The sequence below is a fragment of the Collinsella aerofaciens genome (assembly GCF_020181355.1).
Classification (GTDB): Bacteria; Actinomycetota; Coriobacteriia; order Coriobacteriales; family Coriobacteriaceae; genus Collinsella.
Map to the genome: position 1 here is coordinate 104836 of NZ_CP084004.1, position 13347 is coordinate 118182.

Here is a 13347-nt window from a genome sequence, read left to right on the forward strand (position 1 = left end):
GGGCCCCAAGCCCTCGGCCACGCTTTTTATGTCTCTTGGAAAGGACCACATCAGATGATCGTGTTTTCCGATATGGATGGAACGCTGCTGACGAGCGACAAGCAGATGAGCGACGCCACCTGGGCGATGCTCGATGAGCTCGCACGTCGCGGCATTGAGTTTGTGCCCTGCACGGGCCGTCCGCTGTCGGGCGTCTTTGAGCCCATCCTTGCCCACCCCGCCGTGCACTACGCGGTCTGCGCCAACGGCGCCAGCGTCTGGCAGCTCGACGAAGATGCGCCTACCGATGCCTCACGCGCCAAACGTATCTTGAGCCGACCGCTCGACCGTGGCATCGCCCATCGCATCCATCGCATCGCCGCCGGCCACGATGTGACCTTCGATATCTTCGCCGACGGCCAGTGCTTCCTCCCCCGCTCGCTCTACGAGCGCCTGGACGAGTTCTGCGGCGGCGACCCGCATATTGCCGGCTCGCTCAGGCGCACGCGCACGCCCATCGACGTGGACGTCGACAGCAAGATCGACGAGGTCGAGACGCTCGAGCGCATCGCCATGTACTGGCACGACCCCGCCGACCGCGACGCCATCGCGGCGGCGCTCGGCACGCTCGACGGGATCGAGGTCACGCGTTCGTACGAAATGAATATCGAGGTCATGGGCGAGGGCGCCACCAAGGGAACGGCTCTGACATGGCTGTGCGAGCATCTGGGCGAGTCCCTTGCCGACGCTTGGGCCTTCGGCGACAACATCAACGATATCCCCATGCTGCAGGCAGCGGGTCACGGCATGGCCATGCTCAACGCCGAGCCCGAGGACCGCGAGGCCGCCGACGCCGTGACCGAGTACGACAATGACCACGACGGCGTAGCCCGCGCCATCATGGTCGCCCTCGCCTAGCAGCAGCAACCCAGCGGGGTAGCTAATTTGGGACGTGTCTCTATAGTTTTGTCAACCGCGTGCTTCGCGCCATTTCGGCATGACGCATCCGGGCATCTGGCGCCCCCGCTTGGTTTCCTCTTCGGTTGATCCCGCCGCCCGCTAGGCCGCGTACGGGACGGCGTCGCGCATGATCGCGTAGATGACCTTGAGCCTCTTCCTCGCGACCGCCTTCAGCGCCTTGCTGTGCCTCATCCCCCTCGCCCTGCACTCCCCGTAGTACCTCCCGAACCTGTTGTCCGTGCCGATGAGGGAGTTGCAGCTGAATATGAGCAGGTTCTTGAGCCGCCTGTTCCCGCCGTGCTGAGGCGACGTCGACCTGATGCTGCTCCCGGAGCGCCTGTCTGACGGCGCCACGCCGCAATAGCTCGCGAGCTCGTCGTGCCCCCTGAACGCGGATATGTCGATCGACGTCACCAGCGCCGCGGCGGTCTTGGGGCCGATCCCGGGCACCGTGAGGAGGCACTCGTAGACCTCGTCGCCCGCCAGCGAGTCGGCCACGAGCGAGTCGAGTTCCTCGATGTCGGCGTCGAGGGAGGCTATCTCCCGGGCGAGTATCCGGACCGCGACGTCCTCGCCGGCCGGGAGCCGCCTTCCCGAGCGCGACGAGGCCAGCAGCGCCTCCCAGAGCCTCCTGGCCCCCGCCGCGGGGGCGCCCGCGCGCCTGGCGGCGTTCGAGAACCTGCGCCAGCCGGCGGCCGAGCACCCGGCGGCCCCGCCGAACTCGGCCAGCATCGACACCTGCCAGCGGCTCGACGGGTCGACCGCGCCCTCGAGCGCGGGGTCGGCCTCGAGCAGGGTCGCGCGCAGCCTGTTCTTCGCGCGGGTCCTGGCGGACGACGCAAACTCGCGCTGCGACGACAGGATCCGCAGCGAGGCGGTCCCCTCGGGCTCCTCGGGCGCCGGCCTGAGGGCGCGGGGCACGCCGAGCGCGGTGCGCGCGATCACCTCGGCGTCGATGGCGTCGGTCTTCGCGATGCCGGGGAACATCCCGCGGGCCTGCTTCTCGGCATATCCGGGCAGGTAGGCGCAGGGGTTCCCGTGCGCATGGGCGCGCGCGAGGACCAGTGCGCCGATGTTTCGCTTCTGGTCGACGACGACCAGCGCGCCGGAGCCGGCCCGCTCGAGCAGCCGGTCGATGTCGTCGGGCCTGTTTGCCAGCTCGGCCCTGAAGGCGACGCCCCCTCCCGCATCGAGCGCGCACGCGCTGTGCGAGCTCTTCCCGACGTCGATCCCCAGGTAGGCCACGGGCGTCTCTGCTGCAGGCATGGTGTATCCTCTCCCTTGAGCCGGCCGTTAGCCGCGGAAGCGACACCCACATTACCCCGCCGTGGCCCGGTCCGGGCCCGGCACATCTCTATCAGTCGTTCCCCGCGGCCCCTCCCGCCCCGGCGGCAACACGTCCCGGGCCCTCTACGGGGCAGGGGCTGACGGCCGTCCGGGGCGGTCGGCCAGCGACCACCGGTACGGCTCAATCGTATAACCGTGCAACGGAAAAGAGCCGCCCTTTCGGACGGCTCAAACTGTAATGGGGCTATTTTAGCTACCCGCTAGTGGGGTAGCTAAAATAGCCCCGTCCCAAATTAGCTACCCCGAAAAACCGCAAGGAGTGTCCCTAACTGCAGGATTAGGCGAGGCTCTCCAGCACGTGGCGAAGTTCTTGCTGGACGGCATGGTCGCGGTTGCAGCCCACGATGCGGTCGGCAACCGCCTTGAGCGCAGGACGCGCGTTTTGCATGGCGCAGCCCGTGCCGACAAAGCGAATGATCTCGTAGTCGTTCATCGAATCGCCAAACGCCATGACCTCGTCGCGACCAATGCCGTAATGCTCCGCGAGCTGCGCGATACCCGAGGCCTTCGACACACCAGGCTGCATGGCATCGATCCACGCGTTGCCCGAAGGCGCAAAAGTAAAGAGCTGACCAAGTTCGCGCTGTAGCACGTACGCACTGTCCATAACCGCACTGTCGTCGCAAAAGATACTCGCTTTGATGATATTTACGCTGGGATCGGGCAGCTCCCAAATACGCTCGGCATTGGGAAGGTCCTTATCGACCTCACGCACGAACTTGCACTCGTCATCGAGCAGGAAGGACTTGGTTCGGTCAAAGAGCGCAAGATGCAGATTGGGGAACGTCCTGACGGCTTGGGCGAGCCTTCGAATCGCCAGGTGGGAATACACCTCACGGTCTACCATCTTACCGTCGGCGTAGACCTGGGCGCCGTTAGCGGCGACAAAGTCCATCTTGTCGCGAACGGGCGCAAAGAACTCGCACAGGCGATCGTAGCGACGACCTGACGATGCGGCGAAATGCACGCCATGCTCGTGTAGCGCCAGAATCAGTTCGTAGGTCTCGGGAGGCACCTGGCCGTTTTCGTCAAGCAGTGTGCCGTCCATATCGGATGCAATCAGTTTAAACATAGAAAAGCTCCCTTCGGGCTTGATGGAATCGGACGTATATCCAAAATCACCGTACCCAAAGGGAGCTCAAATAAGACTCCGCGGGCGTAAACGTTACAAGGACCTGGCAAATAGCTCACACATGCCAGAGGTCCTACGGTCGCGGCGCCAGGCGACACGTCACCCCAACGACCAGTCGTTTAAGAACGTCCCCGATGACTAGTCCGCGTAGGTGAAGGTCGTGACGTCGAACATGCCCTCGGGGCGGATGCGGAGCGTCGGGATGACCGGCAGGGGCAGGAAGATGATGCCCATGATGGGATCGAGCGGCGGCTCAATACCCATGGCACGTGCCTTGACCATAAAGTCGTCGTGCTGCGCGGCAACGTCCTCGGCCGTGCCTTCGCTCATCAGGCCACCGAGCGCCAGCGGAATGCGCGCCACGACCTCGCCGTTGCGCACTAGCACGTGACCACCCTGGCCCACGGCCTCAACAGCGGCCATCATATCGGCGGCGTTGTCGCCCACCACGCACACGTTGTGCGAGTCGTGGCCGATCGTGGAGGCAATGGCGCCGCCCGTGATAGTGAAACCGCGCACCCAGCCTCGACCGATGTGCTTGCCGACCAGGCTCAGGCCAGCGGGGCCATCGCCATCGACGCCCTCGGCCTGCAGCGACACGCCGCGGCCATGGCGCTCAATCAGCATAATGCGACGCAAGTCCTCGTCAGTCTCGGGACGGACCATACCCGTGATGGCCTTACCCGGCACCACGTCAATCACAGCCTCGCCCGGCTTAAAGGCATAGTCGAACACGTCGAGCGATAGCTTCGGCAGCTTAACGGAAGCGCGCAGCTCGTCGGCAAGGGCCGCGACCTCGGCCATCTCGGGTGCGATCTCGCCCACAAAGGTGCCGTCCTGCGCCACCAGAGCACCGGCGGCATATACGCGATGCGGAGCCGTGGCAAACGTCAGGTCATTGAGCACCAGCAGGTCGGCACGCTTGCCCGGGGCGATGGCGCCACGCAGTTCGTGCGGGTCGCGGCAACCGTGGTCCAGGCCAAACGCCTCGGCCGTGGAGAGGGACGCCATGGAGATAGCGACCACGGGGTCGATACCGGCCTCAATCGCCACGCGGCAGGCGTTGTCGATCATACCGGTCGAAAGCGCATCGGAGGGAGCGCGGTCGTCGGTCGCAAAGCAGCAGCGGCGGGCACGGGAAGGATTCTCCAACAGCATCGGAGACAGGTTGGCCAGGTCGTGGCTGCACGTGCCCTCACGCAGCATCACATACATGCCGCGGGACAGCTTGTCGAGCGCCTCCTCGGGAATCGTCGACTCGTGGTCGGCGATAATGCCCGCTGCGGCATAGGCGTTGAGGTCCTTACCGGCAACGAGCGGCGCATGGCCGTCGACCTGCTTGGACGGCGTCTGGTTGGCAGCATCGATGCGAGCACAGGTCTCGGAGTCAGCCATAAAGACGCCCGGCAGGTTCATCATTTCGCCCAGGCCAAAGACATCGCCCGGATGCTCGGCAAAAAACTCCTGCATATCGGCGGCGGTAATCACGGCACCGGCCTGCTCGTCGGGCAGCGCGGGCACGCACGAAGGCATCATGTACTTGATGGAGATGGGCGCGCGGCGGCCATCCTCGATCATAAAGCGCAAGCCGTCGAGACCGGCAACATTGGCAATCTCGTGGCTATCGGCTATAGCGGTGGTGGTGCCGCGCGTGGCGGCCATACGCGCGTACTCGGCGGGACGGATGTTCGAAGACTCAATGTGCAGATGTCCGTCGATAAAGCCCGGGGCGATGTAGCGACCCTGGCAGTCGATGGCCTCGGCAGCCTCGTAGGTGCCAGCGGCATCGTCGCGCCCGTCATACAAAACGCCGACGATCACGCCGTCCTTAACGGCAACGCTGCCGGGTGCCACACGCTGACCATATACGTCGACGATCTGCGCATTGGTAAACAGCGTGTCGACGGGCACGCGGCCCTCGGCGGCCTCGATCACAGACCTCATGACCTCAACGGACATACATACTCCTTTAACCGTAGAAAAAAGCTGCGGAGCGGACAGACCTTCACCGCAGCAAGCCAATAGCCATTGTATGCCCAAACGATGGGTCAACAATACGCCTCTCCGCTTAACGGCACACGCCGCTTGGCGCAATGGGGGCAGGTTACTTTGCACCAATGACAAGGAGTGTCCCAAAGTGCCGGCACAAAAGGAACGTCCCCAAGTGCCAACCACGGAAGCGCCGATGTTTTGGCATCGCCAGCGAGCGGGTCGCATTTGAGACAAGGTGACGTGAAACGAAAGGGCGCTGACCTTCTGGTCGCGCCCTTGAAGTTGAACGTCAGATTGTCCAAATGCGGCCCGCGCAGCGTCGGCCGGTCCGCCGTTCGGTAGAACGGCGGAACTAAATCAACTTGAAGCCCTTGCGCTTACCCACAGAAAGGGTGTCGCCCAGCTTGAGGGCGCTGGGATCGATGTTGTAGCTCTTGGGAGCCACGGCCTTGCCGTTGATCTTGACGCCACCGCCGTCGATATCGCGACGAGCCTGGCCGGCGCTCGCCGAAAGGCCCAAGTTCTTGAGCAGGCCGGCGAGGTAGATCTGGCCCTCGTCGTTGACGGTCAGCTCGACATGCTTCTCGGGGAAGTCGGCAAGCTGGCCCTCCTTGAACACGCGGTCGAACTCGGCCTGAGCCTCGTCTCCGGCGCCGGCGCCGTGGTAGGTGTCGCACAGGTCGCGGCCCAGAGCGCGCTTGAGCTCGTAGGGGTCGGCAGAACCATCGGCCAGGGCGGCGTCGATCTTGTCGACCTCGGCCGGGGTGAGCGAGCTGGCCAGACGATAGTACTTGCCGATCATCTCGTCGGGGATGGACATGGTCTTGCCGAACATATCCTTGGGAGCGTCGGTCAGGCCGATGTAGTTGCCATAGGACTTGGACATCTTGCGCACGCCATCGGTGCCCTCGAGCAGCGGCATGGTGAGCGCGATCTGCGGCTCCATGCCCATCTTCTCCATGAGCTCACGGCCAGCGAGCAGGTTGAAGAGCTGATCGGTGCCGCCCATCTCGACGTCGGCCTTGATCTGCACGGAGTCGAAAGCCTGCATCACGGGATACAGGAACTCATGCAGGGCGATCGGCGTCTGAGACTGGTAGCGCTTGGTAAAGTCGTCGCGCTCGAGGATGCGGGCGACGGTGAACTTGGAGCACACCTGCAGCAGACCGGCCAGATCCATCGAAAGGATCCAGTCACCGTTGTGCACGATGGTGGTCTTCTCGGGATCCAGGATCTTCATGGCCTGGCTCACGTAGGTCTCGGCATTGGCCTCGATCTGCTCCTGCGAAAGCTGCGGACGGGTGGAATTCTTGCCCGAAGGGTCGCCAATCAACGCGGTACCGTTGCCGATGATGAGGGTGACGTTGTGGCCCAGGTCCTGGAACTGACGCATCTTGCGCAGCGGCACGGCGTGGCCCAGGTGCAGGTCGGGGCTGGTGGGGTCGACGCCGAGCTTGATGTTGAGGGGCTCGCCCTTCTCAAGCTTCTTGCGAAGGTCGGCCTCGGGAACGATCTGCGCGGCGCCCGAGGTGATGATACGCATTTGCTCGTCAACAGACAGCATTGGGTATCCTCCTTTTGCTATAGCACCCTCGCCGAAAACGGCGGTGCTGGAAGTCCATAAACTCTCTTATGATAACAAACTGACGCGACGCGGCACCTACGACAGGAAAATCCTCGTCCTGCCGCATGCGTCAATGGCAACTGGCAGACGTGTACCGTCACGCTCAACCAGATAGCGCACCTGCCGACGACGCAAGCAGTCGCGGCAACGGACCTGTCCCGTCGCATCGGTGGCGCAGACGCCCTCGGCGGTCAGCAGGCAGTGCTCGCACACCATAAGCTCGGGACGGTCGGCGTCGACCGGACCAAAGACGCCGGGTTCAGCAGCCAGTTCGGCAATACGCTCCGCATCATTGCCGAGCAACTCGGCCGGCAAGTACACCCGCCCCGCACCGAGTCCGCGCAGCCAGGTAAGCGTGGCCCGATTCGCGCAGAACACCGGCGCCGCCACGTCAAATGTCACGCCCAGCTCGCGAGCGATCACCACCTGTCCCAGGTTGCGGCAGACGACGCACCCGGCACGCTGCATCAGTGAGCGGGTCCGGTCAGCGTCACCCGTGCGGCACACCTCGTCAAGCACCACAACGGCGTCGGACAAATCGAGTTCTCCGCGCGGGTCGGCATCCATCAGCTGCCAAGCAAAAACCATGCGAGCGGGAACCGCGCACTCCACCAACTCCGTCGACGCACCACCATCCACCGCAACGCCCTCAAAGGGCAGCACCTCAACGGCACGCGCAACGGGCGCAATCGCATCCGCCTCGGCCCGCATGCGCTCCAACACCGCCGCCGTCTGATCCAACACGCCGGCGCTGCGAATCAGGTATACCTCGCAGCCCGCGTCCACCTTACGCTTGCAATGCACGACGACGCGCTTCCCCGCTGCGGCATCCACCGGGCAGGGCACCTGCGGCCAGCGCTTGGGCACATCGGGACGCGTGTCGACACCCGGATAGAACCGAATCTCGAGCGTGTCACCCGCCGCCACAGCGGCGTCGAGCTCAACGGTCACCTCTTCGTGGCCCACAGCGACCAAGCGCCCCACGCGCACGCCCTGGTTAATTGCGCGCTCAAAGCTCATCAGCCCGGCACCCGAACGCCCTCGCAGGTACGCATCGGTAAACCCACGGTTAAACGACCTTCCCAGCTCGCGCTCAAGCTCTTCCACGGCACCGGAGTCCCACGCGCCGTCGCGCAGCATATCGAGCGCCCGGCGCCACACCCGTACCACGTTGAATACGTAATCGGGGTTCTTCATGCGCCCCTCGATCTTGAGCGACGCCACGCCGGCATCTACAAGCTCAGGCAGATGTGCAATACCCAGATAGTCGCGCGGGCACAGCAGGCGATCTCCCTCGACGGCAACAACGCTCTGTCCCGCCTCGTCCACTAGGTCGTACGCCAGACGGCACGGCTGCGTGCAGTCGCCGCGCATCGCCGAGCGCCCACGCCGCAGGGCCGAGAACTCGCACGCCCCCGAATAGCCGATGCAAATCGCACCGTGGCAGAATACCTCGATGGGCACGCCCGTGGCACATAGCGCCGCAATCTCGTCGACCGTCAGCTCGCGTGCCGTCGTCACGCGCTCGACCCCCAGCTCATCGGCGGCAAGCCGCACGGCGCCTTCGCTATGAGCGCCCGCCTGCGTGGACAGGTGAATCTCGACCCCGGGAATCGCCGCGCGCAGCGCGCAGGCCAACCCGGCATCGGCGACAATCAGAGCATCGGCGCCCAACTCCAGTGCATGAGCTCCCAACGCCACCGCGTCGGACAACTCATCGTCAAACACGAACACGTTGAGCGTCACGTACACGCGCACGCCATGGGCATGCGCCACGGCGCAGCCGCGCGCAAACTCGTCATCCGTAAAGCCATGCGCGCTCACGCGGGCGTTAAAGCCGCCCAACCCCGCATAGATGGCATCGGCACCCGCGGCGATGGCCGCAAGCATCTGGTCGAGCCCGCCCGCCGGCGCCAGCAGCTCGGGCAGCGCCACACCGGCAGCATCCAATCCAGTCTCGTATTGTCCGCTCGGCCCCATCGCCCGAATCGCCATCGGCAAACTCCTTACCAAGGTATGCATTCACTCTGAAAAATGCCGTCTTCCAGCATACACGAGGCCTCGCGCGCCCCGTTTGGTTTATCGTGTAATAACTTATGTCCATCCTGCCCCGACGGCACATCCGCCGTCCGGCACGACATACCTGGAGGTCAATATATGGGTCCTCGCCAACGACAGGGACGCAGCCGTTCAAAGACGCATGCCCTGCCCATAATCCTGCTCTCGTTTTTGGGCTTTTTGCTTATCGCGGGCGTGGCGTTTGGCATCGGCATGGTCGGCAACGTCAACCGCTGGCTGTCCGATCTGCCCGACTACACCGACGCCAACGCGTATCTGGTGAGCGAGCCCACCGAGATCGTCGACTGCAACGGCAACAAGATCGCAAGCTTCTACACGCAAAACCGCAAGTCCATCACCAAGGACGAGGTCTCCCCCTACGTGCTGCAGGGCACCGTTGACGTCGAGGACGAGCGCTTCTACGAGCACGGCGGTATCGACCTGTGGGGTATCGCGCGTGCTGCGGTGGCAACCCTCGGCGGCGGGCACGAAGGCGCCTCGACTATCACCCAGCAGCTGGTGCGCAACACCATCCTGCAGGAGGAGCAGTTCGACTCGACCATCGAGCGTAAGGTGCGCGAGGCCTACATCGCCGTAAAGATGGAGGACATGTACTCCAAAGACGAGATCCTCATGATGTACCTCAACACCATCTATTACGGCCACGGCGCCTACGGTATCGAGGCCGCCGCCGAGACCTACCTATCCAAGAGCGCCGCCGACCTCACCCTGAGCGAAGCCGCGCTGCTCATCGGCCTTCCCAACTCGCCTTCGCAGTACGACCCCACGGTCAATCCCGACCTGGCACTGTCTCGCCGCAACAAGGTCCTCGACAACATGCTGCGCCTGGGCCACATCACCCAGGAGGAGCACGATGCCGCACAGGCCGAGCCCATCACCCTCAACGTGACCGAGATTTCGGGCAGCGGCGTCGACGTATACTCGCAGCCCTACTTTGTCGCCTATGTTAAGCAGCTGCTGGAGCAGGAGTTCTCGACCGACGTGCTCTTTAAGGGCGGCCTGACCGTCAAGACCACCATCGACCCCACGATGCAGCAGGTGGCAGAGAATGCCGTCCGCGAGCAGCTCGACACGCTCTCACTCGACGGCCTGGACATGGGCATGGTCGTCGTCGACCCCAAGACCGGCTACATCAAGTGCATGGTGGGCGGCTACGACTACAACGCCGACGAGAACCACGTAAACCATGCCACGGCCAAGCGTCCCGTCGGCTCCACCTTCAAGGCCTTTACACTGGCAACTGCCATCCAAAACGGCATGAACCCCAACGTCACCCTCAACTGCAACTCGCCGCTCAAGGCCAAGGGCACCACGACCGAGGTCCAAAACTACGCCAACCATAGCTATGGCAACATCACGCTTAAGCAGGCGACGGCATACTCCTCCAACACCGGCTACATCCAGGTGGCGGAAGCCGTCGGCAACAGCAAGATCATCTCGCTCGTCAAAAAGCTCGGCATCGATCCCGCCAAGGACAACATCGAGGACGTTCCCGTCATGACGCTCGGCACCGGCTCGATCTCGCCGCTCGAGATGGCCGCCGCCTACGCGACGTTTGCCAACGGCGGCTACTATCGCCAGCCGATCGCCATCACCGAGATTGACTCTCGTACCGGTTCGGTGCTGTACCAGCACACCGACAATCCCTCACAGGTGCTTACCGAGGGCGAGGCCGCCGCGGTCACCGATGTTCTGTCCGGCGTCATGCAGGGCGGCGGTACGGGTGCTGCCGGTGCCCTGAGCGTCAACCAGCCCTATGCCGGCAAGACGGGCACCACCGACAACACCACCAACCTGTGGTTCTGCGGCTATACCCCGCAGCTGGCGTGCGCTCTGTGGACCGGCTATTCCGCGGGCGAGATCCCTATCCAAAAATACGGCACAGACCTGCTGGGCGACAGCACCAACCTGCCTGTCTTTAAGCGGTTTATGAACACCGTTCTGACCGGTACCGAGCGCGAGGAGTTTGCGACCGGAACGGCGCCCACCTACAAGAACAACAGCGTCTGGAAGTTCTACGGCACCAACAACACCAAGAAGACGGAGAACGACGACAAGGACGAGAACGAGGACGAAGAGGAAACCACAACGACGACAACGACGACCACGACCACCGAGACCACAGGCGGCGACACCACCGGCGGCACCGGTACGACCGGTGGCTCGACGGGCGGCTCCACTGGTGGTTCGACCGGCGGCGATGGCGGCACGCCTACGCCTACGCCTACACCCACTCCCGACCCCTCGCCCACGCCTGACGATACGGTTGGCTAGAAATTCATCCGGCCATTAGCAACAAGGCCCCCGAGCAGCTTATTAAAGTGCTCGGGGGCCTTTTAGTTTAAAGCGACCTGGTGGACGGCCTTTATACCGGCAAACAATATAGGGGGTACCGACCAACGTCGATACCCCCTTACAAGCCACCATGTCACGCACACAGTGCCGAGCGCACGACCCGCACGCCTACTTGCGAGAATTGCTCAGCTTATTGATCAGCGCCTCGAGACGCTCGCCGTCCTCGGCCGTCTGGGCAATAACCAAAATCGTATCGTTGCCGGCAAGCGAGCCAAGCACATCGGGCAACTCTGCCGCATCAACGGCGGCGGCGATGCCGGAAGCCGTACCAGGCTGAGCCTTGATCATAACCAGATTATCGGTGCGCAGAACGCCCGTTACGAGCTCGGAAACCATACGCTGCAGGTGCAGGTCCTCTGCCAGAACATAGATACCCTCGGGGAGCTTACGCAGCCCCATATCGGCAATATCGCGAGAGACAGTCGCCTGCGTGCAATCAAAGCCCATAGCGCGGAGCTCATCGACCAGCACGCGCTGCGTGCGGACGTCCTTATTGCGCACAATATCTCTAATGGCATCCTGGCGCCCATTGCGTTTTTTAGCCATACAAACCCTCTCTCCAAAAGATGGCGGAGACAATCAATCAGTGACTGAATAGTTTAACGCTATTTGAAGGCTTTTGTGTATAAGAACGCATTTCGAAACAATTCTATGCAAATTTGTTTCGAAATGAGCCGTTTAGGCGGTTTTTGCGCCCGTCCGGTTAAGAAAAGCTGCCAGATGCGTACACATCACGCAGCGCGCGGGCTTGGCGCTGGCGATCGGCCCAAACAACAAACCGAGTCCCCGATGGTTATCCTTGAGCGCGGCGACCATCTGACGGGTTCGAGGCGCATCGAGCATATCACGCATGCGGGCGGAACGCTCGATTGACGACACCCCATGCGGGCTCAGACACAAATTCTCGATGCAGGCGACCAGTCCGGCAAAGTAGAACTTTTGGCTTGCCAGCTTGAGCCGACCACCGCTGTCTGCTTCCGAGAGTGAGTCCGCAAGCTCGTCGAGCGCTCGAGTGTCATCGGATACCTTGGCATACATGGTGGGATCAAAGGCATCTGTAAGTTTAGGTGCCGCCGTGTGGAAACAAGCATCGCCGCAGCCGGACACGCATCGTGTCTGCGAAAGCGCGCATGCCATAAACCCAACTGTGCGAAACACCTTGTCGCACAAAAGGCATGCCTCAAACAGCGAGCGGCTGTACATCACACCAGAGGTCTGAACGACTAGGCCGCCTAAAATCAACTGAGGCAGCCCGGCCACCATCGAAGATTTGCTATCAATGGAAATATGAGCAGCATCCAAGACGCGCGAATGGCGCTCTCGATGTGCATCATAGCGGTCGAGCGACACCGTGGGGAGCACTATGTCTGCCGTAGAATCGCACGCGATATTGACCATCTTGGAAAGGGACTGCGGAGCAAACCACTCATCGGCGTTCATAGCGATGATTTGAGAGCCGCGCGAGGCAGCAAAACCGGCACGAAGACAAGCGCCGCGCTTCGCGTCCTCGACGTCAATCAAATCAATATGAATGTCCCTGTCGGCAGCAACTTGAAGCGAATGGCGCACACCGGGCGCAGCATCGCGACAGACAACGACAATCTGCAAATCGTAGAGGTCTTGGTTCTGGATACTCTCGAGCGCACGCATCGCATAGCTGAGCGAACCTTCTACCACAAGGATCACCGAAAGTCGCGGATGCGAGCCACGTCGAACCAAGTTATCCGTCCTCTCGACAGCAGTGAATCAAACTGTCGTTCATGGTACACCCCGGCAATAAAAGCAATGAGACACCGGTTGTATTGCACGCCAAGAACAGATGTTGCACACGCGCAGCCCACAGATGACAGGTGCCGACGCACGACGCGCCGAGCCCTCC

At 62.7% G+C, this 13347-nt stretch carries 9 protein-coding genes; 2 read left to right on the plus strand and 7 right to left on the minus strand.

Translation table 11 applies throughout. The annotated features are described in order from the left end of the window. Window positions 1–54: 54 nt before the first annotated feature. Complete coding sequence (locus LCQ44_RS00405) at window positions 55–897, plus strand: Cof-type HAD-IIB family hydrolase (protein WP_225093808.1); 843 nt, start codon at window positions 55–57, stop codon at window positions 895–897. Between the two features lie 141 nt (window positions 898–1038). On the opposite strand, the gene LCQ44_RS00410 is transcribed toward LCQ44_RS00405, so the two are convergent. The 5 genes from LCQ44_RS00410 to LCQ44_RS00430 form a co-directional block, all read right to left on the minus strand. Next, window positions 1039–2205: an IS110 family RNA-guided transposase gene (locus tag LCQ44_RS00410; protein ID WP_225093809.1), complete on the minus strand. Its 1167-nt coding sequence runs from the start codon at window positions 2203–2205 to the stop codon at window positions 1039–1041. Between the two features lie 358 nt (window positions 2206–2563). Beyond that, window positions 2564–3358 carry a Cof-type HAD-IIB family hydrolase gene (locus tag LCQ44_RS00415; RefSeq protein WP_225093810.1) on the minus strand — a complete coding sequence of 265 codons (795 nt, stop codon included), beginning with the start codon at window positions 3356–3358 and terminating at the stop codon, window positions 2564–2566. Between the two features lie 198 nt (window positions 3359–3556). Then, window positions 3557–5377 carry an adenine deaminase gene (locus tag LCQ44_RS00420; RefSeq protein WP_225093811.1) on the minus strand — a complete coding sequence of 607 codons (1821 nt, stop codon included), beginning with the start codon at window positions 5375–5377 and terminating at the stop codon, window positions 3557–3559. Window positions 5378–5762: 385 nt separating this feature from the next. Further along, window positions 5763–6974 (minus strand): tyrosine--tRNA ligase, encoded by a 1212-nt coding sequence (gene tyrS / locus LCQ44_RS00425; protein ID WP_195503621.1) that lies wholly within the window; start codon window positions 6972–6974, stop codon window positions 5763–5765. Between the two features lie 96 nt (window positions 6975–7070). Beyond that, window positions 7071–9029, minus strand: a complete 1959-nt coding sequence (locus tag LCQ44_RS00430) for a U32 family peptidase (protein WP_225093812.1) — start codon at window positions 9027–9029, stop codon at window positions 7071–7073. A 162-nt stretch (window positions 9030–9191) separates the two neighbouring features. On the opposite strand from LCQ44_RS00430, the gene LCQ44_RS00435 reads away from it, so the two are divergent. Further along, window positions 9192–11387 carry a transglycosylase domain-containing protein gene (locus LCQ44_RS00435; protein ID WP_225093813.1) on the plus strand — a complete coding sequence of 732 codons (2196 nt, stop codon included), beginning with the start codon at window positions 9192–9194 and terminating at the stop codon, window positions 11385–11387. 189 nt (window positions 11388–11576) lie between these two features. Here LCQ44_RS00435 and LCQ44_RS00440 read toward each other — a convergent pair whose 3' ends face one another. Together LCQ44_RS00440 and LCQ44_RS00445 are read right to left on the minus strand one after the other, a co-directional pair. Continuing rightward, entirely contained in the window at window positions 11577–12014 is a 438-nt protein-coding gene (locus tag LCQ44_RS00440; RefSeq protein ID WP_006235280.1) for an arginine repressor, read from the minus strand. A 132-nt stretch (window positions 12015–12146) separates the two neighbouring features. Further along, window positions 12147–13187 (minus strand): glycosyltransferase family 2 protein, encoded by a 1041-nt coding sequence (locus LCQ44_RS00445; RefSeq protein WP_225093814.1) that lies wholly within the window; start codon window positions 13185–13187, stop codon window positions 12147–12149. Window positions 13188–13347: the final 160 nt, after the last annotated feature.

Bases quoted from the DNA above. Each gene is read 5' to 3' on its own strand.
- LCQ44_RS00405 (WP_225093808.1), top strand. From the start codon at position 55: ATGATCGTGTTTTCCGATATGGATGGAACGCTGCTGACGAGCGACAAG.
- LCQ44_RS00410 (WP_225093809.1), bottom strand. From the start codon at position 2,205: ATGCCTGCAGCAGAGACGCCCGTGGCCTACCTGGGGATCGACGTCGGG.
- LCQ44_RS00415 (WP_225093810.1), bottom strand. From the start codon at position 3,358: ATGTTTAAACTGATTGCATCCGATATGGACGGCACACTGCTTGACGAA.
- LCQ44_RS00420 (WP_225093811.1), bottom strand. From the start codon at position 5,377: ATGTCCGTTGAGGTCATGAGGTCTGTGATCGAGGCCGCCGAGGGCCGC.
- tyrS (WP_195503621.1), bottom strand. From the start codon at position 6,974: ATGCTGTCTGTTGACGAGCAAATGCGTATCATCACCTCGGGCGCCGCG.
- LCQ44_RS00430 (WP_225093812.1), bottom strand. From the start codon at position 9,029: ATGGCGATTCGGGCGATGGGGCCGAGCGGACAATACGAGACTGGATTG.
- LCQ44_RS00435 (WP_225093813.1), top strand. From the start codon at position 9,192: ATGGGTCCTCGCCAACGACAGGGACGCAGCCGTTCAAAGACGCATGCC.
- LCQ44_RS00440 (WP_006235280.1), bottom strand. From the start codon at position 12,014: ATGGCTAAAAAACGCAATGGGCGCCAGGATGCCATTAGAGATATTGTG.